The organism is Bacillus sp. NTK071, from assembly GCF_017303315.1.
Lineage (GTDB): Bacteria > Bacillota > Bacilli > Bacillales > Guptibacillaceae > Guptibacillus.
In genome coordinates this window covers 41,296-59,330 of the sequence record NZ_JAFKOI010000015.1, presented here as the reverse complement: position 1 = coordinate 59,330, position 18,035 = coordinate 41,296, and the positions used below count along the sequence as shown (strand labels likewise).

At 38.9% G+C, this 18,035-nt stretch carries 17 protein-coding genes; 6 read left to right on the top strand and 11 right to left on the bottom strand.

Going from position 1 to position 18,035, the window contains the following annotated elements:
- Nucleotides 1-205: 205 nt before the first annotated feature.
- On the top strand, nucleotides 206-511 hold the full coding sequence (locus JI666_RS17510) for a DUF3243 domain-containing protein (RefSeq protein WP_136945989.1): 306 nt from the start codon (nucleotides 206-208) through the stop codon (nucleotides 509-511).
- Nucleotides 512-571: 60 nt separating this feature from the next.
- Here JI666_RS17510 and JI666_RS17505 read toward each other — a convergent pair whose 3' ends face one another.
- Both JI666_RS17505 and JI666_RS17500 read right to left on the bottom strand, forming a co-directional pair.
- On the bottom strand, nucleotides 572-886 hold the full coding sequence (locus JI666_RS17505; protein WP_206894249.1) for a Rieske 2Fe-2S domain-containing protein: 315 nt from the start codon (nucleotides 884-886) through the stop codon (nucleotides 572-574).
- A gap of 35 nt (nucleotides 887-921) precedes the next feature.
- Complete coding sequence (locus tag JI666_RS17500; protein ID WP_206894248.1) at nucleotides 922-2,187, bottom strand: NAD(P)/FAD-dependent oxidoreductase; 1,266 nt, start codon at nucleotides 2,185-2,187, stop codon at nucleotides 922-924.
- A gap of 228 nt (nucleotides 2,188-2,415) precedes the next feature.
- Here JI666_RS17500 and JI666_RS17495 point away from each other — a divergent pair, with 228 nt between their 5' ends.
- The 4 genes from JI666_RS17495 to JI666_RS17480 all read left to right on the top strand — a co-directional run bounded on the left by JI666_RS17495 (nucleotide 2,416) and on the right by JI666_RS17480 (nucleotide 6,904).
- Nucleotides 2,416-3,864: a spore germination protein gene (locus JI666_RS17495; protein WP_206894247.1), complete on the top strand. Its 1,449-nt coding sequence runs from the start codon at nucleotides 2,416-2,418 to the stop codon at nucleotides 3,862-3,864.
- Entirely contained in the window at nucleotides 3,857-4,945 is a 1,089-nt protein-coding gene (locus JI666_RS17490; RefSeq protein WP_206894245.1) for a GerAB/ArcD/ProY family transporter, read from the top strand. Before JI666_RS17495 ends, JI666_RS17490 begins: the two co-directional genes overlap by 8 nt.
- Nucleotides 4,942-6,090 carry a Ger(x)C family spore germination protein gene (locus tag JI666_RS17485; RefSeq protein ID WP_206894243.1) on the top strand — a complete coding sequence of 383 codons (1,149 nt, stop codon included), beginning with the start codon at nucleotides 4,942-4,944 and terminating at the stop codon, nucleotides 6,088-6,090. The genes JI666_RS17490 and JI666_RS17485 overlap by 4 nt, the downstream gene beginning before the upstream one ends.
- A 217-nt stretch (nucleotides 6,091-6,307) precedes the next feature.
- On the top strand, nucleotides 6,308-6,904 hold the full coding sequence (locus JI666_RS17480) for a hypothetical protein (protein WP_206894241.1): 597 nt from the start codon (nucleotides 6,308-6,310) through the stop codon (nucleotides 6,902-6,904).
- A 51-nt stretch (nucleotides 6,905-6,955) separates the two neighbouring features.
- Here the strand turns inward: JI666_RS17480 and JI666_RS17475 are convergent, their stop codons facing one another.
- The 4 genes from JI666_RS17475 to JI666_RS17460 form a co-directional block, all read right to left on the bottom strand.
- Entirely contained in the window at nucleotides 6,956-7,192 is a 237-nt protein-coding gene (locus tag JI666_RS17475; protein WP_206894240.1) for a hypothetical protein, read from the bottom strand.
- A gap of 45 nt (nucleotides 7,193-7,237) precedes the next feature.
- Nucleotides 7,238-8,521, bottom strand: coding sequence for a S41 family peptidase (locus JI666_RS17470; protein WP_206894239.1), 1,284 nt, complete (start codon nucleotides 8,519-8,521; stop codon nucleotides 7,238-7,240).
- Nucleotides 8,522-8,653: 132 nt separating this feature from the next.
- The gene (locus tag JI666_RS17465; protein WP_206894238.1) at nucleotides 8,654-9,208 is read right to left on the bottom strand and encodes a DEAD/DEAH box helicase family protein; all 555 of its coding nucleotides are present in this window, start codon (nucleotides 9,206-9,208) and stop codon (nucleotides 8,654-8,656) included.
- Nucleotides 9,209-9,267: 59 nt separating this feature from the next.
- A complete protein-coding gene (locus tag JI666_RS17460; RefSeq protein ID WP_414635154.1) occupies nucleotides 9,268-10,527 on the bottom strand; it encodes an MDR family MFS transporter in 1,260 nt (419 codons plus the stop codon).
- 130 nt (nucleotides 10,528-10,657) lie between these two features.
- Here JI666_RS17460 and JI666_RS17455 point away from each other — a divergent pair, with 130 nt between their 5' ends.
- Nucleotides 10,658-12,355 carry an ABC transporter substrate-binding protein gene (locus tag JI666_RS17455; RefSeq protein WP_206894231.1) on the top strand — a complete coding sequence of 566 codons (1,698 nt, stop codon included), beginning with the start codon at nucleotides 10,658-10,660 and terminating at the stop codon, nucleotides 12,353-12,355.
- A gap of 47 nt (nucleotides 12,356-12,402) precedes the next feature.
- On the opposite strand, the gene JI666_RS17450 is transcribed toward JI666_RS17455, so the two are convergent.
- From JI666_RS17450 to JI666_RS17430, 5 genes are all read right to left on the bottom strand, one after another.
- Entirely contained in the window at nucleotides 12,403-13,188 is a 786-nt protein-coding gene (locus JI666_RS17450; RefSeq protein WP_206894226.1) for a class I SAM-dependent methyltransferase, read from the bottom strand.
- Between the two features lie 146 nt (nucleotides 13,189-13,334).
- Nucleotides 13,335-14,444 (bottom strand): S8 family peptidase, encoded by a 1,110-nt coding sequence (locus JI666_RS17445; protein WP_206894225.1) that lies wholly within the window; start codon nucleotides 14,442-14,444, stop codon nucleotides 13,335-13,337.
- A complete protein-coding gene (locus JI666_RS17440) occupies nucleotides 14,437-15,102 on the bottom strand; it encodes a putative bacteriocin export ABC transporter (RefSeq protein ID WP_206894224.1) in 666 nt (221 codons plus the stop codon). The genes JI666_RS17445 and JI666_RS17440 overlap by 8 nt, the downstream gene beginning before the upstream one ends.
- A 7-nt stretch (nucleotides 15,103-15,109) precedes the next feature.
- Nucleotides 15,110-17,308 (bottom strand): DUF1430 domain-containing protein, encoded by a 2,199-nt coding sequence (locus JI666_RS17435; protein WP_206894223.1) that lies wholly within the window; start codon nucleotides 17,306-17,308, stop codon nucleotides 15,110-15,112.
- A 129-nt stretch (nucleotides 17,309-17,437) separates the two neighbouring features.
- A complete protein-coding gene (locus tag JI666_RS17430; RefSeq protein WP_286170929.1) occupies nucleotides 17,438-17,809 on the bottom strand; it encodes a lactococcin 972 family bacteriocin in 372 nt (123 codons plus the stop codon).
- Between the last annotated feature and the right edge of the window lie 226 nt (nucleotides 17,810-18,035).

The window sequence follows — 18,035 nt, the reverse complement described above, 5'->3', positions numbered from 1 at the left end:
ACCCATAACATACCATTCATCCCCTCGTTTCGTACCTTTAATTTCCATTATCGGTAAAAATAGATGCAGATTTCAGTTTTATCTCAAATCTTACAATGTAGTTTCATCTATCCTCCAATAGGCTAATTCGTTATTAATTGGGTTTAACACTTTCCATTTTCGGAAACATACTCACTATACACAAAAACAAAGGAGATGAAGTAAAATGGCAGAGAAGGATGCAAAACAAGCAGTAGCAAAAATGAGCGAGGACAAGAAAGATGATATCATGCAGAATTTCCAATCATTTAAAGACTATCTAGGCGATCAAGTTCATAAAGGTGAGAAACTTGGTCTTGGTGAAGAAGGTCTTTCTAAGGGTGCTAAGCGCGTAGCGGATTATCTAGCAGATCACGAAGAGCCACGTAACCGTGAAGAAAAGGTACTTAACGAGCTATGGAATGTGGCGAACAAAGAAGAACGCGAGCATATGGCTCACGTACTTGTGAAGCTAGCATCTGAAACAAACTAAATCACGACACAAAACCGCTGTTGTCCTCATATGAGGACAACAGCGGTTTTTCCATTCTTCCTACTCTAACGTAAGATAAACAAAACCATCTTGCAGCTCAACAGAAAAGGTTTCAACACCTTCAATCTCTCCTTGCAACTTCCCACTTTTTAAATGAATTTTACAATCGTGGAAAGGGCAGAAAACATACTCACCAATAAGCACACCACTCACTAGTTCATCCCCTTCTGGACAATGATTATGAATCGCTCGAAAGGTTCCATCTGACAAATGAAATACAGCAATCGATAATTTTAATAAATCCACTTTCGTACCTGTTCCTTTTTTAAAATCACGTTCTCTTCCTATATTGATTTTAACTGCCTGAACTGGCATGTCGACGATCCTCCCAAGGTAAGATTAGGTGTTGATTATGAATGGTGTTGTGAAACTCTTGAAGGTTGCTTGTTCGTTACGATCTTAAGATGAGGTTGAGAGTTGACATCTTTTGTATGAAAAAGGTGATTCGAAGGAATCTCTGATACCGGAGCCCATTCTTCCACAAGTGTTGCGATCCTCTTTGATTCCGATGTATCTCCAAACAGAATAGCCCCTATAACTCGTCCATTGAATGTGACAATTTTTTTGTAGATATGCCGAATAGGATCAATCCACTGAAAGGTTCTAGTTTCTTCTGTTTCAAGTACCTGACCACATGAGAAAGCCTTAATTCCTTTAATATGAAGATGCGTTGAGACTGTTGAACCCATATAACCATTCACCTGTATTCCTGTCATCAACCTTGCAAGGTAGTCGGCCTGTTCATAAATTGGATCAATTCCACCGTAAGTGACTTCACGATGTTCAATGCATTCTCCTATAGCAAATATGTTCGGTACACTTGTTTGAAGATGATCATTCACAATAACTCCCCTGTGAACATCAAGTCCCGCTTTCTTAGCAAGCTCAATGTTTGGTCTTATCCCTACCGACATGAGAACCAAGTCGCTCTCTAACGAGTTACCATCTGAGAATCGTATTCCTTCTACGCTTGATTGTCCTATTAGCTCCTTGGTTCGTTTATTCAGAAGGAACCTCACTCCACGTGCTTCAAGTGCCTCTTGAAGCATTTCAGCAGCTAGGCGATCTAATTGACGATTCATGACGTTCGGTTGATGGTGGATAACGGTTGTTTCCACTCCGAGAGAAACAAGTCCCATCGCTGTTTCGAGTCCTAGAATACCTGCACCTATAACGACTGCTTTCTTGTATTGATGAGCTTTTTCTATGAGGTGATGACAATCATCTATGGTACGTAAGGTTACAACCCCCTTCTTTCCTGCACCTTTAACTGGTAAATAGTGAGGTGTTGAACCCGTTGCCATAACAAGATAATCGTATCTGACTTTCCTTCCTCGATCCGTTTTCACTTCTTGGGATTCCGAATCAACTGCTACTACCTTTTCATTCATTAAACAGCGTATTCCATTGCTTTCATACCAATTCTTATCATGTATGATCGATTCTTCTATCCCAAATTCTCCCTGTAGAACACGTGTAAGAAGATGCCGTTTATAAGCTGGGTTATTTTCCTTTCCAATAATCAGAATTTCAAAGTGAACTGTTTTGACAGAAAGTAGATTTTCAACGAACCGTATCGCCGCCATCCCCATCCCAACAACCACAATTTTCTTCATATTATCCCTTCTTCCTGCTATGTTCTTCTATACATTCTATACAGAAATCGTAACATGATTGAAAATTCAAAATACATAATTCGTGAGATACCCTAACAAGGTTTTGGAAGGACAGCATCATCTCATCCATTCATCTGCGAAAGCTTCCACTGAAATTTCTTTCTAGATGGATAGAACGTTAGTCATTGCAAACAATAATCGGTAGACAATAGTTGAGGTGATCCTTACATGAGAATACGTAGAAGTCACAATAGCAAAAGCAAACCTCAATCTACATTAGAGGATCAAATCAAAGAGGTATTTCACGAAAGCAATGATCTTCAATTCAAGAAGTTAAAAGTGGCTCCACTTACTATTACGCTTGCCTTTCTTAAAGATATTTCTGATCCTATGACAATTCAAAAAGCCATCATTTCTCCCTTGCTTTCAGCAGCTGAAGAAGGTGGTCCTATCCAATTAGAAGGAATTCCTGATCTTCTACCTATTGCATCAATTGAGGAAGTGATAGATCATGATCTCATTGCAGCACATTTAATGGACGGTTGTACGATCATTATCGTTAAGCACGAAAACGTACAACACATTTATGTGGTTGAAACTACTAAATTTATTAAACGGACCCCTGATGAGCCAGTAAATGAGCCAACAATCAGCGGCTCAAGAGATGGATTTATTGAATGTATTCAGGACAACAAAACGCTTCTTCGCATGCATCTCAAATCAAAGGATTTAACTTTCGAGAAATTCACCATTGGAACAGATGTCGTCACGTACATTTACGTTGCTTATTTGAAAGGAAAAAGCAAAGACACTTTAATAGAGGAAGTAAGAGATCGAGTTACCTCAGTGAAAGTGGACTTTGTGACAGATGGTGGCATTCTTGAGCAACTAATTGAGCGAAATAAACTTTCCGTCTTTCCAGAATTAACAGCGACCCAGCATCCTACGAAAGTGGCCAATGCGCTACTAGAAGGGAGGGTAGCCATTTTAACAGACGGTTCACCAACTGCTTTAATTGCACCGACGACGCTTAACATGCTTTTGCAAACGCCTGACGACTATTATTTCAAGTGGATTCCCGCCTCACTCATTCGCTTACTTAGTTATATCACAGCACTTATTTCGGTTTTGCTGCCAGCTACTTATATATCATTAGTTTCTTTCCAACACGGTCTTATTCCAACGAGTCTCGCAGTATCTCTTTCCAAAACAAGAGAAGGTGTTCCCTTTCCATCTGTTATTGAAGCTTTTCTAATGGAACTCACAATTGAGATTCTGCGTGAAGCAGGTGTACGTCTTCCTAAGCCAATCGGGTCTACTGTTAGTATCGTTGGGGCTATCGTGATAGGAGAAACTGCAGTAAGCTCTGGGATTGTAAGTCCCATGATGGTAATGGTGATATCGTTTACAGCCATCTGTTCTTTTGCCATTCCGAACTACCAATTAAGTCTAGCTTTACGAACCATTCGCTTCTTTGTCCTGTTCTCAGCAGCCATCCTTGGGATTTACGGCATGCTTATAGCGATCTTCATTGTGACGACTCATCTTGTTAAATTAAGAAGCTTTTCAATGCCCTATCTTGAGCCTTTTGCACCGATCGACTTAAAGCGATGGAAGGATAGTATTGTTCGTTTGTACTATAAGGGAGGAGTGAAGGGGGAGAAAGTAAATGAATGAGAATCAATCTTCCTTACCGATGATCATCTTTCTCATTTCCACCATTATCGGAGTAGGAATTGTCACTCTACCCAGAGAAACAGCTGTTGTTGTCGGGCAACCTAATATGTGGATAAGCGTCATTTTTGGAGCAAGCGTCGCTTTCCTAAACGCTCTCCTCATTTTCATGCTTATTAAGAGGTATCCCAATCAAACATTATTTGATTTTGCACCACACGTGATCGGCAAGTGGATTGGTAAGCTATTTAACTTAATTTTCGTTACCTACGCAATCTTCATTTCAGCTTTTGTCATTCGGACAATGTCTGAAATTGTTAATTATTATCTGTTAGATCGAACACCCAAGTTTGTCGTCCTAATCGTCCTGATTCTGTCTTGCATGTATCTTGTCTCTTGTGGTCTATCTAACATCGTGATGTTCTTTCAACTCTACTTCCCCATTATTCTTGCTATGTTTTTCTTACTTACGATTTTGAGCATCAAAAGCATAGAACCGACCAACTTACGTCCTATATTCGTTAATGATGGCTACTCCCTACTAAAAGGCACACACACGACATTCTTCTCCTTCGTAGGATACGAACTAATCATGGTGCTATCTGGGTATCAAAAGCTAACAAAATGGGGTTCAGTAACAAAGATCCTCGGGATAAGCATAGGTTCGGTATGTATGATCTATGTGCTCTTCTTTATACTCAATATCGGTATTCTTAGTATTGGAGAATTAAAAGTCATCACTTTCCCAACAATTGAAATGGCCAAAACCATTGAATACCAAGGCTTCTTCTTTGAACGGTTTGAGCTTCTATTTCTATTTGGATGGATTATCACTATTTTCACTACGCTAACGGCCTATTATTATTCAGCTTTGCTTGGGATATGCAAAACCTTTAACTGCCAACGAAACATATTCGTTAATATTATTGTCGGAATGACGATTCTCTCTCTCTCACTCTATCCGTCAGGCATAACCGAGTTATTCTCAACCGCTACCTATACTAACAATCTGTCGTATGCTGCTCTTATTGTGATCCCTCTTATTTTATTAGTTGTATCAGTTACAAAGGAGAGATTCCAATGAAGAAAAGGTTTCTCTTGATCCTCACTTTCCCACTTTTGTTGAGCCTAACTGCATGCTGGGATAGTGATGAGATTGAAGATCTTGGAATCATTATGGCCGTAGGGCTTGATTATGGAGAAGAAGAGACTGGCCGCTTTTCAATGACGAACCAATATGTTGTACCGAATAATATACCAAGCACTCAAGCTGGTGGACAACAAGGGAGTCCCTTTCAAAATCTCACGCTTAGTGGAGATAACTTCTTTGAAATTATTCGAAAGAATTCTTTAGAATCAGATCGGCCGCCTAACTACACCCACCTGAAATCAATGGTTGTATCTGAAAATCTTATTGAACATGAATCGATCAACAAAATCATCAGCTTCTTTTTGCGTGATCATGAATTTAGACGAACGGTTCCTGTCTTTATTACAAAAGAAAACGTTGCAAAGATTCTTAACGTGGAACCAACAAAAGAAATGTTTCCAGCAGTACAAATTAAAGAATTAACTCAGAACATCGATCGAAGCCTAAATGTCCAAGATAACCTTAACTTCGGTGATTTATCAAAACACCTTTCGGACCGCTCGAGCTTCGTCATACCTGAAGTTTCTATTAATCAAGGGCGTATCCACTTAGAAGGAGCCGGAATCATCTCAAATGAAGACGATAAAATAGCAGGCTGGTTAACACCTGACGAGGTAGGCGGATTAAAATGGATTAAAAATACTGTTCGAGGTGGTCTTGTGACGATTGATCAGGAACATACATCGGAAGATCAAGTTGTACTGGAAATCAACAAATCCCATACAACAATTGAACCGGTCCTAAAGAATGGTCAGTTATTCATTGAGTTATCTGTTCATTCCTCTCTAAGGCTTGGTGAGGATTGGAATATTGAAAGGAATGTGTTTAAACCAGGTTGGGATAAAGAAATAAAGAAAGAGAGCGAAGAAGTTGTCAAAGAAGAAATTGAGCATGTAATATCACTTGCTCAAGAAGAATATGGATTAGATTTCTTAGAGTTCTCAACATGGGTGCGAATTAAACAACCTGACTATTGGAAAGGGCACGAAAAAGGCTGGAATAAAGAATTCAGCAAAGTTCCTGTTAAGGTTAACGTGAATTTTACGATAACTGGGTATGGCACTCAGGATATTAACTAATTGGTACTATACCTCAATACTTCACAGTTAATCTAATGAAAATTCAATCACTTTATTAACTATAGATTAAAAGACCGTTCTACTGTTACAATTTAACAAGAAGAAAATACCCTTAAGAATAACACTTCTTAAGGGCATTTTCATGAATTCTCATGTAAGAAAGGAAGTGGTGCTTTTAACCTTACTACATTGTTATTTCAATTCAGGAGGAAAATAGATGAACATCCAAAAAGTAATAGATAGTCACCATGAGTTAATGCGACTTTCTGATGCACCATTAACTATTATTTCAGAAGTATTATGGGTTTTTGTTGGTCTTATTTTCATAGTCCATCTCGTAAAAGATCGAAAGTCATTCTCTCATTCTGGGTTTATGTATAGAGGCATTTACTTCCTGGTGATTTTGACGATTATTAGCTATTTATCGATCACTCTGAATTCCTATGATTTCGCAATGGATGAAAACGAATGGCGCGAGAACTATTTCAAGCCATATATTCAATCACTACCAGAGCAGAAATTAGAAGTAGAGGAATTCTCTCAAGTCATTAAAGAGGACGACACCCAGATTGAATCACATTATCTAAATAAGAAAACAGAGTCAATTTTACTCAAGCTAACGGTTGTTAATCAAACGGGGTTTAAGAAAAAGGAACTTATTGAAACGACAATTGTAAAAGAAGCAATCGAACAGCCTTATCTTACATATAAGACAATAGAACGAGATATTTCAGATCAATTCAATAAAGAAGCATTTTACGAAACCACGCTTCATATCCCGAACGACTACAAAGTTCTTACGTCTGCGAAATAGTGTTCCTGATGCAGAAGAAGCACAATGACCTATAGGTCATTGTGCTTCTTCTTATTCATTTCCACTAACCTCGCTCTTTCTATTCTCAAACCATCTCCCCATAAGATAACTAACCAATCCCCCAATAACAAACGGAGCGATTGAGCCTCCTGCTTCGAAACCATCAGACGTTTCATTATAGAATTGAAACATCAAAACTTCTATCTGGTACGTTTGTCCAAGAAACAAAAGAATACCACTTACAGCAAGAAATGATAAAAGCGCAATGATTACTGTTTTAACCTTCATAATCCCAAAGCCCCTTCCATTTCCATTCAATAACAAGGAACATTTCTAATGACTCCTCATTACCTCATTAACTAGCTCAATCGCCTTCTTTAAGTCGATATCTTCCATAATATGATATGGAGACCATGGAATATAACAATCAGGTACTATCCCTATTCCAGTCATTCCATATCCATGATCTACCCTCGATAATTTAGAAGTAGGGTACCAGAGTTCAAATTGATCATTCCAACTCCTAACTGCAAGGTTGGAATAATCATTCAGTCCTTTCGTTGCTCTTCCTAATACAGTAACCTTAGAAGAATTCTTGCAAATCTCAACAAAAGAGTCCCCTGAACTTCCACAGTAGACATCTGTTAGAACAATTACCTGCTTGGGACCTTTTTTCGTTTTGATGCGAAGAGTTTCTTTGCTACCTTTGAAGTCTAATTCAACAAAGCCTCTCCCTTTGTTTTCTTCTAACGTCTTAATCATAGCTTTTATTTGATTCACTGTGTTGTCATCATTAATAGATAAAAGTAGATTCTTAAGAAATCTAACCCTCAATTCCACGTTTCGGTTTGTGCAATTTGTTAACATACGATCTGAAGTGAAGTCTTCTAAATTGATTTCTTCATCTTCAAACAGGTAGGAAAGGAGATCGAAATAAGCTAAATCATTACCACCTTTGTTTACACGCACATCAATGATCAGGTGATCGCGTTCTCTAAGCAAATGACTCTTTTCATTGAGCAAAGTTGAGATCGCATGGTGGTCCATAAAGTCTGTTAGCTTTAACAAGACTATCCCCGGCGCTACTTCTACCAATGTATAGTCGGGTTGATATGGCTCTTGATTATAGGTTCTAAGGTCGAGGGTGAACGTTTGCCCTTTCTGATTTGTGACTAGAGCTGTTTTGTATTTTATAAGAAGAGTATTCCAATTCTCTCGTTCTGCTTTCACTTCCATTAAGCTGCGTTTATGAGTTTCTACAACCTGTGTAATACTTAAACCATCTAATGCGGTGATAAAATCTCCTGGTTGTAGTCTTTTCTCTTTCAGGCTAGCTACAATATAAAGAGAATCTTCATATCTCCTTACGTTGAATCCTATAGTATTTCGTTCCTTTTCTTCCCCGGTCTTCTTAAAGCTCATATGTAAATCTTTGAAATCCAACAAATAGTCTTCTACCAATTCTACGAATGTTTGATCTGATATGGCACCCTCTTCTTGCATATGAATCAACTTATCACGATAATAATAAGGAGAATCCCAGCCTTTCTTATCTACACAACCTGCGTAATCATGATGTAAGATTTGAATAATGTCATCAAAAATAGTTAAATACATCTTATCACCTATCTACTATGAGAATTTTTCAGCCCCCTACTTCTACCAATTATTTCAAAATAGACTCCCAAACTCAATGAAATTCTTCTAACATCAATAAAAAGACGCTTCTATTACAAAGCGCCTTCCTTTTTACTCAAATCCAAACCGATCTTTAATCATTTGTGCTACATCTTCCGCACTGCTCTTCTCATTATTAATTCTAAGGTAATGTTCCTTGTCTATTTCTCCTACATCTGAATTGACTCGATACTCTTCCATCGTCGATAGCAGATTCTCTTCTGAATGGACAATGTCTCGTTTGGTTGGCTTGTGTTCGAGTCGATTCTGTGTGGTATTACGCTTCAACCTCTCCTCTACACCCGCTTCTAATTCAACGAAATAGATATCAGCATCACTGAAGATTTCACATACCTTCTCGACGAAATCCCAATCTTCTTTCTGATCAAAAGCCCATAAGTATGTGAAAATCATGCCATACTGATTAGTTTTAGCAAATGATGTAAAGATCTCCTCTCTAAACAGCGTAGAAAGCCTCCACATTTCAGGGCTAAACCCAAAATAAGGTTCAAGAAAATCAATCGTCATGTGATTGTGAAATAACTTTAGATCTGTTATTTTCGATAATTCCTGCCCCACAGTCATTTTACCGACTGCTTGTGGCCCAAATAATAATACAAATTTCATCTGTCATTCCCCCTGGATGTTTATACTATTTGTTTCGCAATCTCTTCACAGATACATCTTTAATGAACTTCCACTGTATTCGCTACATGACTCTTATGCCGATGAAGAGCAAATCTTGTAAAGAAAATCCCAGCGCAGACGAGAAGGAGATAAAGAACGCTCATTCCAACTCCTCCGATAATGTTTCCTATAATTAATCCCAGTCCACCAAGCATTTTACCTAATTGAAAAACGAGACCGTTAAAGGCCATATATGCTCCTCTTCGACTATCGTCAACGACTTCTGCTAGCATCGCTTGCCTTGTTGGAACGTAGAGAAGTTCTCCGATCGATAGGACGACAACGGCTAGAAAAAGTCCGGGAAGGTGCGTACTAAATGCCATAAATGCATATCCAGCACCAAAAAGAATAAATCCAACATACATCAGCGGCTGTTCATCTTTCCTTTTAATCCATCTGGATACGATTGCTGTAAATAGGACGATGATCAATGTGTTCGTAACCGTAAGAAGACTTAACAGCTTAATGCCATCGAGTTGGAATGCATACAAGCCTAAGAAATCCACCATCATTGGCTGTATGTCTCGCTCAAGTCGAACGGAAATATAGTTATTACGTTGGAATTCAATAGCTAAGATCGCAACGCCTCCAAGTGTGAAGGCTAGAAATGAAAGATCTTTACAAACTAAGCCATAGCTCGTGAGCAGTGGCTTGAGTCCATATTGGCCACGAGATTTCTCCGAAGTTACAACATAGGTATCGATAATAAACGTTACTGTCATCCATAGCGTAAGAAGGCTAAGTGCCATAAGAACAATAAGGAGTTCGAATAAATAATCTTCGAAAAACCAACCCCCGATGCTTAGTCCAATCATAATGGAGAGATTAACCGCCCAGTAGTTGACGGCGTACATAAATGACCTCGTTTCTTTCGTACTAACATCGATTAACATCGCTTCTGCAGCAGGGTTAACGAGCCCACCCGAGACACCAACAAGAAGCATCATCACATATGTAAGCAAAGCTGATTCATACCATGGTGAATTGGCTAGCAACATCCCAATAAAGGCCCCTACTTTAATCACTTCACCCGCTACCATTAATCGCTTTCTTCCAACCAGATCGGCCAAATGGCCACCGTATAGCCCTGTTATGAATTGAATGAAAACCTGACTTACTACAAGTACTCCTGCAATTGAAGCATTCATTCTTGTTGTAAAATAAATCGCCATAAACGGGAATATGGCTGAACCCACAATACGACTGAGAAATGAGGTATAAATGCGTATTTTAATATTTGGATGTAGTGTGCGGAACATCATCATCCCTCCTTCCCCTTTATTATCATCTTTCCAAAAGGGGTTAAAAAGGGTACAATCTAAGAAATCTTGTCCCCTTTTAGGAGGTGTTTCTATTCAAAGCGAACGTTATTTTACGCTAAGAGCGTATATGTATGAACGAGAAACAGCCTGTAAGATCTCGTTTAAATTATCAGAGGTTGCAGAACTCTGGTATACATCTGTGAAAAATGCGAAACGAATTTTAAACAGCCTTGTAGAAAAGCAGTGGCTAACCTACATACCTGGCAAAGGTAGGGGAAATCTTTCAATGATTACTTTCCCTACTTCTTTCCAAACTGAAGTTGAATCCTATGTGAAAGAGTGTCTTGAAAATGAGCAATTGGATTTAGCTGCACACATTTTAAGATTGCCGATCCCACAGTCATGGATTGCGAAATCTTCTCAGGACATTCGCAGGCTTTTCGGTTACCAGGAAGATGCCTCTTCTAGCGACGTACTTCGTTCCTTTATTTCAAGACCTGTGACAACTCTCAATCCGCTTAAAGTAGCCATTGCATTCGAAGCACATGTTATCGAACAGCTCGGTGATTCGCTAATGAAGTATGACCCTACAACAGACACCGTCACCCCTCACCTCGCTCATCATTATGAGACGAGGGAAAAAGGACATAAGTGGATCTTTTACTTAAGAAAAGGCGTTCAATTTCATCACGGCAAAGAACTGACCAGTAAAGATGTGGAAGCAACGATTAATCGTGTAAAGAAAGGACCTGCCTCTTTCTCATGGTTAACAAGTGGGATTGACCATGTTGAGTGCGTGAATCGTTACAAAATCGCGTTTACGCTCAATCATCCCAACCCCTTCTTCTTAAGGTATATGGCATCTCCAAACCTTTGCATTCTGCCTGCAGACATTCCATTTCATGAGGAAGACTGGATTGGAACTGGCCCTTTTTATCTAAAAGAGAGAAAGAATAATAAACTTGTCCTTGCTGCTTTTGATCGCTACTTTAGAGACCGACCGCTTTTAGATGAAATTCATTTCTATGTTGTCTCACAAGAAATAGCAGATCTCGTCAATTATACAGTTGAATCGGATGATGACGGACTTACAAAGCCACTACAGAAGCAAGAAATTGAATCAGGATTTCGGTATTTAATCTTTAATGATAAAAAGAAGAATGTTGTATGTGATCATATCTTTCGAGCGGCTATTTACCAACTTCTTGATATGGAAAGGATGGCAAGAGAACTAAATTGGGAGAATTGGATTGAAGCGAGTAGCTTTCACTATTCAAGATCTTCTCACCAACCGAAGAATGCTCAAAACATTAAACCTTTACTCCAGCAATCATCTTATCAAGGAGAAACGTTACAACTCTATCACCTTGATTTCACTAAAGCAAAACAAGAAGCAGACTGGTTTGTGGAAAGAGCTAAGATGTATGGCATTAGGATGAAGTCCACATCCTTTTCGTTAGACGAGTTTGTTGAACGTAAAATGGATCATGAGGCGGACCTGATTTTCATGGGAGAAGTATCTTCCCTTGATTCTCACCTTTCCTTTTTGGGTGCGTTCTATAACGAGACACTACTGTTCCGGCGCATGTTTCCTGAACAAGCAATCAATTGGATAGATCACCAGCTGGAGCTTGTGAAGGCAAGCTCCACGGCAAAAGATAGAGAGACTCTCATGGATAGAATTGAAGAAAAAATACGATGTGAGAATTTATTAATCTTCCAACACCACCCTCTCAAGACAAGAACGTTTCATCCACTCATTAAAGACGTTGAATTTCAGTCATTTGGCCATATTGACCTTAAGAAATTATGGATTCCCCATTAGAAAAAGCGCGTAGGGAGAGTAACATCTCTTCGCGCTTTCGATTCTCGTTATGCCTTCGGACTCATCTTAACCGCTCTTGTTGCAATAAAGGTTTTGATATACTGATCAAGAATTCTTGATCCACCGAAATCATCTTCATAGAAGCCTGAGATCAAGAAACCGGCATTCATTTGTCCTTGAATAAGCTCCTCCAACGTATGAGCATATTCAATCGTTTGATTAGCTTTGAGATGCGCTTCTGTTTCTTCATCTGTCAAGTAATCTAATGTTGATGAAGGCACAGCATGTTTCACACTTAGAACGCCTTTTTGTTCCTCAATGTCATCGAAAATAAAAAGAAGCGGATTCGTAGAACCAGATATGAGTACACCATTGTTCTTCAAAACTCTTGACGCTTCTTTCCAAACTGACGCAACATCTTGTACGAATACATTGGATACCGGATTAACAACAAGATCAAAAGATTCGTCATCAAAATCTTTAAGATCTGTCATATCAGCCTGCACCGTTTTAAGCTTTAACCCATCACGTTTTGCAACTAATTCATCTTGCTCTAACTGTTTCATTGAAATGTCCGTTACCGTAACATCAGCGCCTGCCGCTGCGAGAACTGGTCCCTGCTGACCACCTCCAGATGCGAGACAAAGCACCTTCACGCCTTTCAAATTTGCTGGAAACCATTCTCTAGGCACTGGCTTTTCAGTCGTTACTGAAATAGACCAGTTCCCCTTTTTGCTCTCCTCTATTGTTTCCTTACTTACCGATTGCGTGTATCTCGCGCCTTCTTCTACCTTCTGATCCCATGCATTGCTGTTATGTAGTGTTGTATCCATGTAAAAAAGCCCTCCTATATACCTTATAATTTCTGAAAATTCTCTTCTATTAGAATATCACATACACCGCTGTTATATGGAAAAAAATGAAAAAACACCTCTATTTGGTTTAGGGTCTTCACAAACCAAAAGAGATGCTTTTCTGACTAGTTACTTGGCGCTTGAATGAACCCATAACCAAATAATGAATCTTTACCAGGTACCCCCAAATCAAGCACATGTTTGTGCAACACTTTTCGAAGCTCGACATTTGTTAAGTGGGGATACAGCTGTTTCAACAATGCTAAATCTCCTGTAACGTAACCTGCTGCCATTGACGTCCCTGTCCTTGTTTGATACTTATTCTTAGAAAATGTACTCGTGATATTCACGCCAGGTGCAGATACTTCAATTGATTCTCCAGTTGAAGAAAATCCATCTCTCTCGCCAATCTCATTCGTTGAAGACACCGCAATAACCGATTCGTACCGCGCTGGATATTGGACTGTGTCCTCACTCGTATCCGCAGTCCCACTGTTTCCTGCGGCAGCTACGAGCAGGATACCTTGTTTATACGCTTCATCAAGGATTTCCTCCAACGCTTGTGTTGGAAGATTGACTCCTAAGCTTAAATTAACAATATCCATGTCATGACGAATAGCCCAATCGATCCCTAATAGAACGTTTGAAAGACTACCAATACCCTCATCATCTAATACTTTCACTGCGTAGAGACTAGCTTCTGGCGCTATGCCAACAACTCCATGCTCGTTATTTCTTGCGGCAATAATTCCAGCAATATGCGTGCCATGACCATAAGGATCATCTGTGTAGTCTGACCCTGATACATAGGACACCCCACCAGAAATCACAAGATCCTTATGATTAGAAATCCCTGAATCAATGACCGCAACGTCTATGCCAGATCCTGTTAATCCAGACTGCCAGGCAAGTGGTGCATTCGTACTCGTTACACCCCAATCTACTACCTGTTTGCTGTGATTCGTGACATGAACATCACGCTCAACTGCTAGTATGTTCGGATTGCTTTGTAGTTTATCGATCCCTTGTTCTGATAGAGACGCAACTAAAGCAGGAACAAATTCATATTCTGTTAGAATCTCACCGTTTACTTTTTCAACTAAGCTTTGATCAATTGCATCCTTAAATAGAACAATTACCTGCTTTTTCGGACTTTCCATAGCTCCAATTGATGTTGGAGATAAGCAAGCTACAAATACAAATACAAGTAGGACCTTCACTAATTTGCTAATCACTGTTAGTATTCACCTCACTATGAGATAAATCAACTATGCGATCACAATACTGTGTGACCGCAGGATCATGTGTCACAATAATAACGGTTTGTCCTTCGTTATTAATCTCTTTTAGTAGACTCATAATTTCATCACGATTCTTAGCATCGAGTGAGCCAGTTGGTTCATCTGCTAGAAGCAACTCTCCTGGTTTAAGAAGCAGCCTCGCTATCGCGACACGTTGCTGTTCCCCTCCTGATAACTCATGGATATTTTGTTTAAGTGAAAGATCTAAGCCCACTCTCTCCAGCACTTCTTTTTTTACCTTCTGCTTCTCCGATTTTGATTTCTTTGAATAAAGAAGCGGAATGTCTAAATTATCATTGATCGTCGCATTCTCAATGAGTGCGTAATTTTGAAACAAATAGGAAATTTTCTCACGGAGTACGAAGTTCCTTTGTGATCCGCTCAGTGGATAGTCCTTTCCAAGAACAGTAATTCTACCTTCGTCTTGTTTCTCAAGCATGCCAATCATATTGAGTAAGGTTGTTTTCCCTGTACCGCTTTTCCCTGTAATCGCAAGCATTTCATCTCTTTCGACAGTCATACTTAAATCTCTAATCACGACATGATTCTTGTAGCTCTTAGTCACATTCGAAAGCTCGCAAACGATTTCCATATGCTAATCAGCCCCCTTTTAAGACGCGCACTTTATTTCTACTCTCAAGAATGAGCACCGTCACAATAGATGCGCAGAACTCGATGAACATAAGAATAGTCATAACAACGACAAAATCAAACTGGACGTCCTTCTTAATTACTAACATCACACTATATTGCAAAACCCAAGTCAGAAGCAAAATAAGCAAGTAAGATTGATATGTCCTAATGAAACCAATTCCAAACAAACGATAAATCGTGTATTTTTGTTCATTTTGATTGAAGTGAACAAGTAAGCTTTGGATGATCAGAAATAATAACCCAAAGAATAATAGTAATCCAATAGACATCAGCATCTTTATTTCTTGCTTCAGGTCGTATATTTCCTCGAGTACAAGCTGATTTACATTCACTAGATGCTTAAGATTATCATCTAAGTTGAGCCTACTGAGTTCAGGTGCTAACGTTTCATACGTTGCAGCAGGATCACCTTGAAGCAACTTGATCTTTAATGGATCTGTCCCACCGTTTCCGAGTATTGAATCCCGATCACTCGCAAGGCTATTCCCTTCTGTTATTACTTGAATAATAGGATCTACAATCACATTTTTCTCGTTTTTAAATACCTCAGGGTTAAAGCTGAAAATTTCCTGATTACTCGCTAACCAGACAATCTGAACTGCCTGGTTTTGAATGACGGGAGGAGCTGTTTCACCAAGATATTTCTTTCCATATTCACGATCTTGCTTTCGCTGATCTGTAAAGTACTTCACGATTTCGTTCTCTTTGTCTCGATATTGATTAGGGACAAGGAGTATCCAATTCGTTTCACTCTCTTCAATGGTTACCGGTTTATTCGCTGTATCGTTAACTCTAAATTCGTTTAGATAATTAGGATTTATTGTAATTGAGCGAATCCCTGTGAAGTTACTATCTAATGTTAAGGCTTGTTCCTCATAACTACGAGCATTGATGAGAACAGAGCCCATTTCATTTAGAATCGGGTACAGCTCCTTATTCATAGCGAGCGTCGTTCGCGGTAAACCTTCAGTTACTTCATCTGTATCAAATCCGACCTCGAAAGGATAGAATAACCCGTATTCTTTACTAATCTCCCAATTATCTAACATGTGTTGTTTTTCACTCACAGTAGCATATTGCTCTATGATCGAGCTGATCATCAGCAATACGCCTATCGTACAAGCGATTTTCAATACATAATTGAACACAAAAATACCCTTTGTATCTTTACGATTCTTGATTATTTGGTTGACTTTAATTGTTGCAATATAGAAGAAACCAATGAGAGACAGTAAGATAAACACACCAAAGGTCTTAGCTTGCTGCACTAGTAGATTAGAAATGAACATTTTGTTCATCCCTTCTATAAGCAACGAAGTAACAAGCGAGATAAGAATTGATATTACAAAAGTAATCACAAGAATCTTTCCTATACTAGTAAACCAAATGCGTAAATTTGATATTCCATGTAACTTCATCACGCCTATTTGCTTTGCATTACTAAAAATGTAATAAAGTAAGAAAAGCAAGATAAATAAGAAGACAATGTAGGTTATGTAATTCAAGTAATCCAAGGATGACTTAGAGAATGCTTCTGGTGTAGATGCATCTTTAAACTCTTCAGGTGTAAAAGAACTTTGAAATTGCTTATTTAATTCTTCTGATAAAAGAAGATAGAATTCGTCATAAGATACCTGATCAGCCGCCTCTACATAATAATAGCCATCAACAGGTAAAGAGTTATAAGATTCAGCAAGAGGTTTGATTGTTATCTCATCATTACCTCCAAAATCTTTAATCGTCCCAATTTGATTTGGGTCTTCGGAATTACGGGTAGATAAATAGTGCACGCCCGACTGGGTTTCCTTTTTACTAAGTGCTTCCCCGTTCGTTAACGTGAAAGAATCATAAAAAGTAGTACGCGATGTTAGTAGGAGATATTTTGAAATATCAACGCCTTCATCTTGATATGTAAACATAGGTCTAAAAAGATTGACTTGGAGCTTATTAGCCACACTTTCCAACACAGGATATACTTCCTCAGGATTAGCAATCGCCGTGTTACCTGGTATAACAAACCGCTGCGCTATTTCGTTTTCAACATTTTGTACGTTTTCAAGTTGCTCGTTGTCTGTCACTTTATATGAAATCACCATCGACAAGAAATATGTCATGAGAAGGAACAGAACTAACACCTTCTTCACTTTCAACAACTCCATTCCAATTGTGCTATCCGAAAAAGCTATGTCGGTTTCTCATGAATAAAATCAAGACAAAAGAGGCTGCCCCATTAGGTTCTCCCCTCTGGGACGGCCTCCTGCTATGCTACTCTATTAATAAGTATTCCAGTATGCGTGTGTTGAATCGCCACTTCCGCCTTTTGCATCGGAATAGGAAGTTGAGCCAGCCTTAATTTTCCCGCTTTTATTAACGAGCGTACCAATTTGACTTGTTGAAGAATGAACTTTAGATCCATGATAGTAGTTGGAATAGACTTTCTTGCTTAGCGGAAAGACGTAGTCCGTTCCGTAAGACCATGTGCCACCACCAACATTAGCTGTTGTAAAAGGGGTTACTTCTGAATTCGTTAAATCCACTGATCCACTAGTCGCTTTATCTTTTCCTGCAGCTTCCGTTACACTTGCAGATGAGGCAACCATAACGCCAGCCATTGCTGCTCCTGCTACAAATTTTCTTAAAGACATCTTCATTCAACTCCCTCATTTTTATAACCACCATAGTGTTGGTACCGAACAATACAGCGGTATTTAGAATTGGTAATATTGTTAAATTATGTAATATGACCAACTCACTCTTTACATTATACAGCTTATCTTCCATTTGGGTATTGGGAAATGAAGTGACTTTTTGCTCGTTTTAAGCGTTTGAAACGCTTCTATATTTCCTAACATTTGTAAATGATTTGCATCT

What these genes read in the sequence shown, in the direction of transcription:
- JI666_RS17505 (WP_206894249.1), bottom strand. Translation starts at nt 886, where the DNA reads ATGCCAGTTCAGGCAGTTAAAATCAATATAGGAAGAGAACGTGATTTT.
- JI666_RS17430 (WP_286170929.1), bottom strand. Translation starts at nt 17,809, where the DNA reads ATGTCTTTAAGAAAATTTGTAGCAGGAGCAGCAATGGCTGGCGTTATG.
- JI666_RS17500 (WP_206894248.1), bottom strand. Translation starts at nt 2,187, where the DNA reads ATGAAGAAAATTGTGGTTGTTGGGATGGGGATGGCGGCGATACGGTTC.
- JI666_RS17460 (WP_414635154.1), bottom strand. Translation starts at nt 10,527, where the DNA reads ATGTTCCGCACACTACATCCAAATATTAAAATACGCATTTATACCTCA.
- JI666_RS17490 (WP_206894245.1), top strand. Translation starts at nt 3,857, where the DNA reads ATGAATGAGAATCAATCTTCCTTACCGATGATCATCTTTCTCATTTCC.
- JI666_RS17510 (WP_136945989.1), top strand. Translation starts at nt 206, where the DNA reads ATGGCAGAGAAGGATGCAAAACAAGCAGTAGCAAAAATGAGCGAGGAC.
- JI666_RS17495 (WP_206894247.1), top strand. Translation starts at nt 2,416, where the DNA reads ATGAGAATACGTAGAAGTCACAATAGCAAAAGCAAACCTCAATCTACA.
- JI666_RS17485 (WP_206894243.1), top strand. Translation starts at nt 4,942, where the DNA reads ATGAAGAAAAGGTTTCTCTTGATCCTCACTTTCCCACTTTTGTTGAGC.
- JI666_RS17440 (WP_206894224.1), bottom strand. Translation starts at nt 15,102, where the DNA reads ATGGAAATCGTTTGCGAGCTTTCGAATGTGACTAAGAGCTACAAGAAT.
- JI666_RS17465 (WP_206894238.1), bottom strand. Translation starts at nt 9,208, where the DNA reads ATGAAATTTGTATTATTATTTGGGCCACAAGCAGTCGGTAAAATGACT.
- JI666_RS17450 (WP_206894226.1), bottom strand. Translation starts at nt 13,188, where the DNA reads ATGGATACAACACTACATAACAGCAATGCATGGGATCAGAAGGTAGAA.
- JI666_RS17480 (WP_206894241.1), top strand. Translation starts at nt 6,308, where the DNA reads ATGAACATCCAAAAAGTAATAGATAGTCACCATGAGTTAATGCGACTT.
- JI666_RS17475 (WP_206894240.1), bottom strand. Translation starts at nt 7,192, where the DNA reads ATGAAGGTTAAAACAGTAATCATTGCGCTTTTATCATTTCTTGCTGTA.
- JI666_RS17470 (WP_206894239.1), bottom strand. Translation starts at nt 8,521, where the DNA reads ATGTATTTAACTATTTTTGATGACATTATTCAAATCTTACATCATGAT.
- JI666_RS17455 (WP_206894231.1), top strand. Translation starts at nt 10,658, where the DNA reads ATGTATGAACGAGAAACAGCCTGTAAGATCTCGTTTAAATTATCAGAG.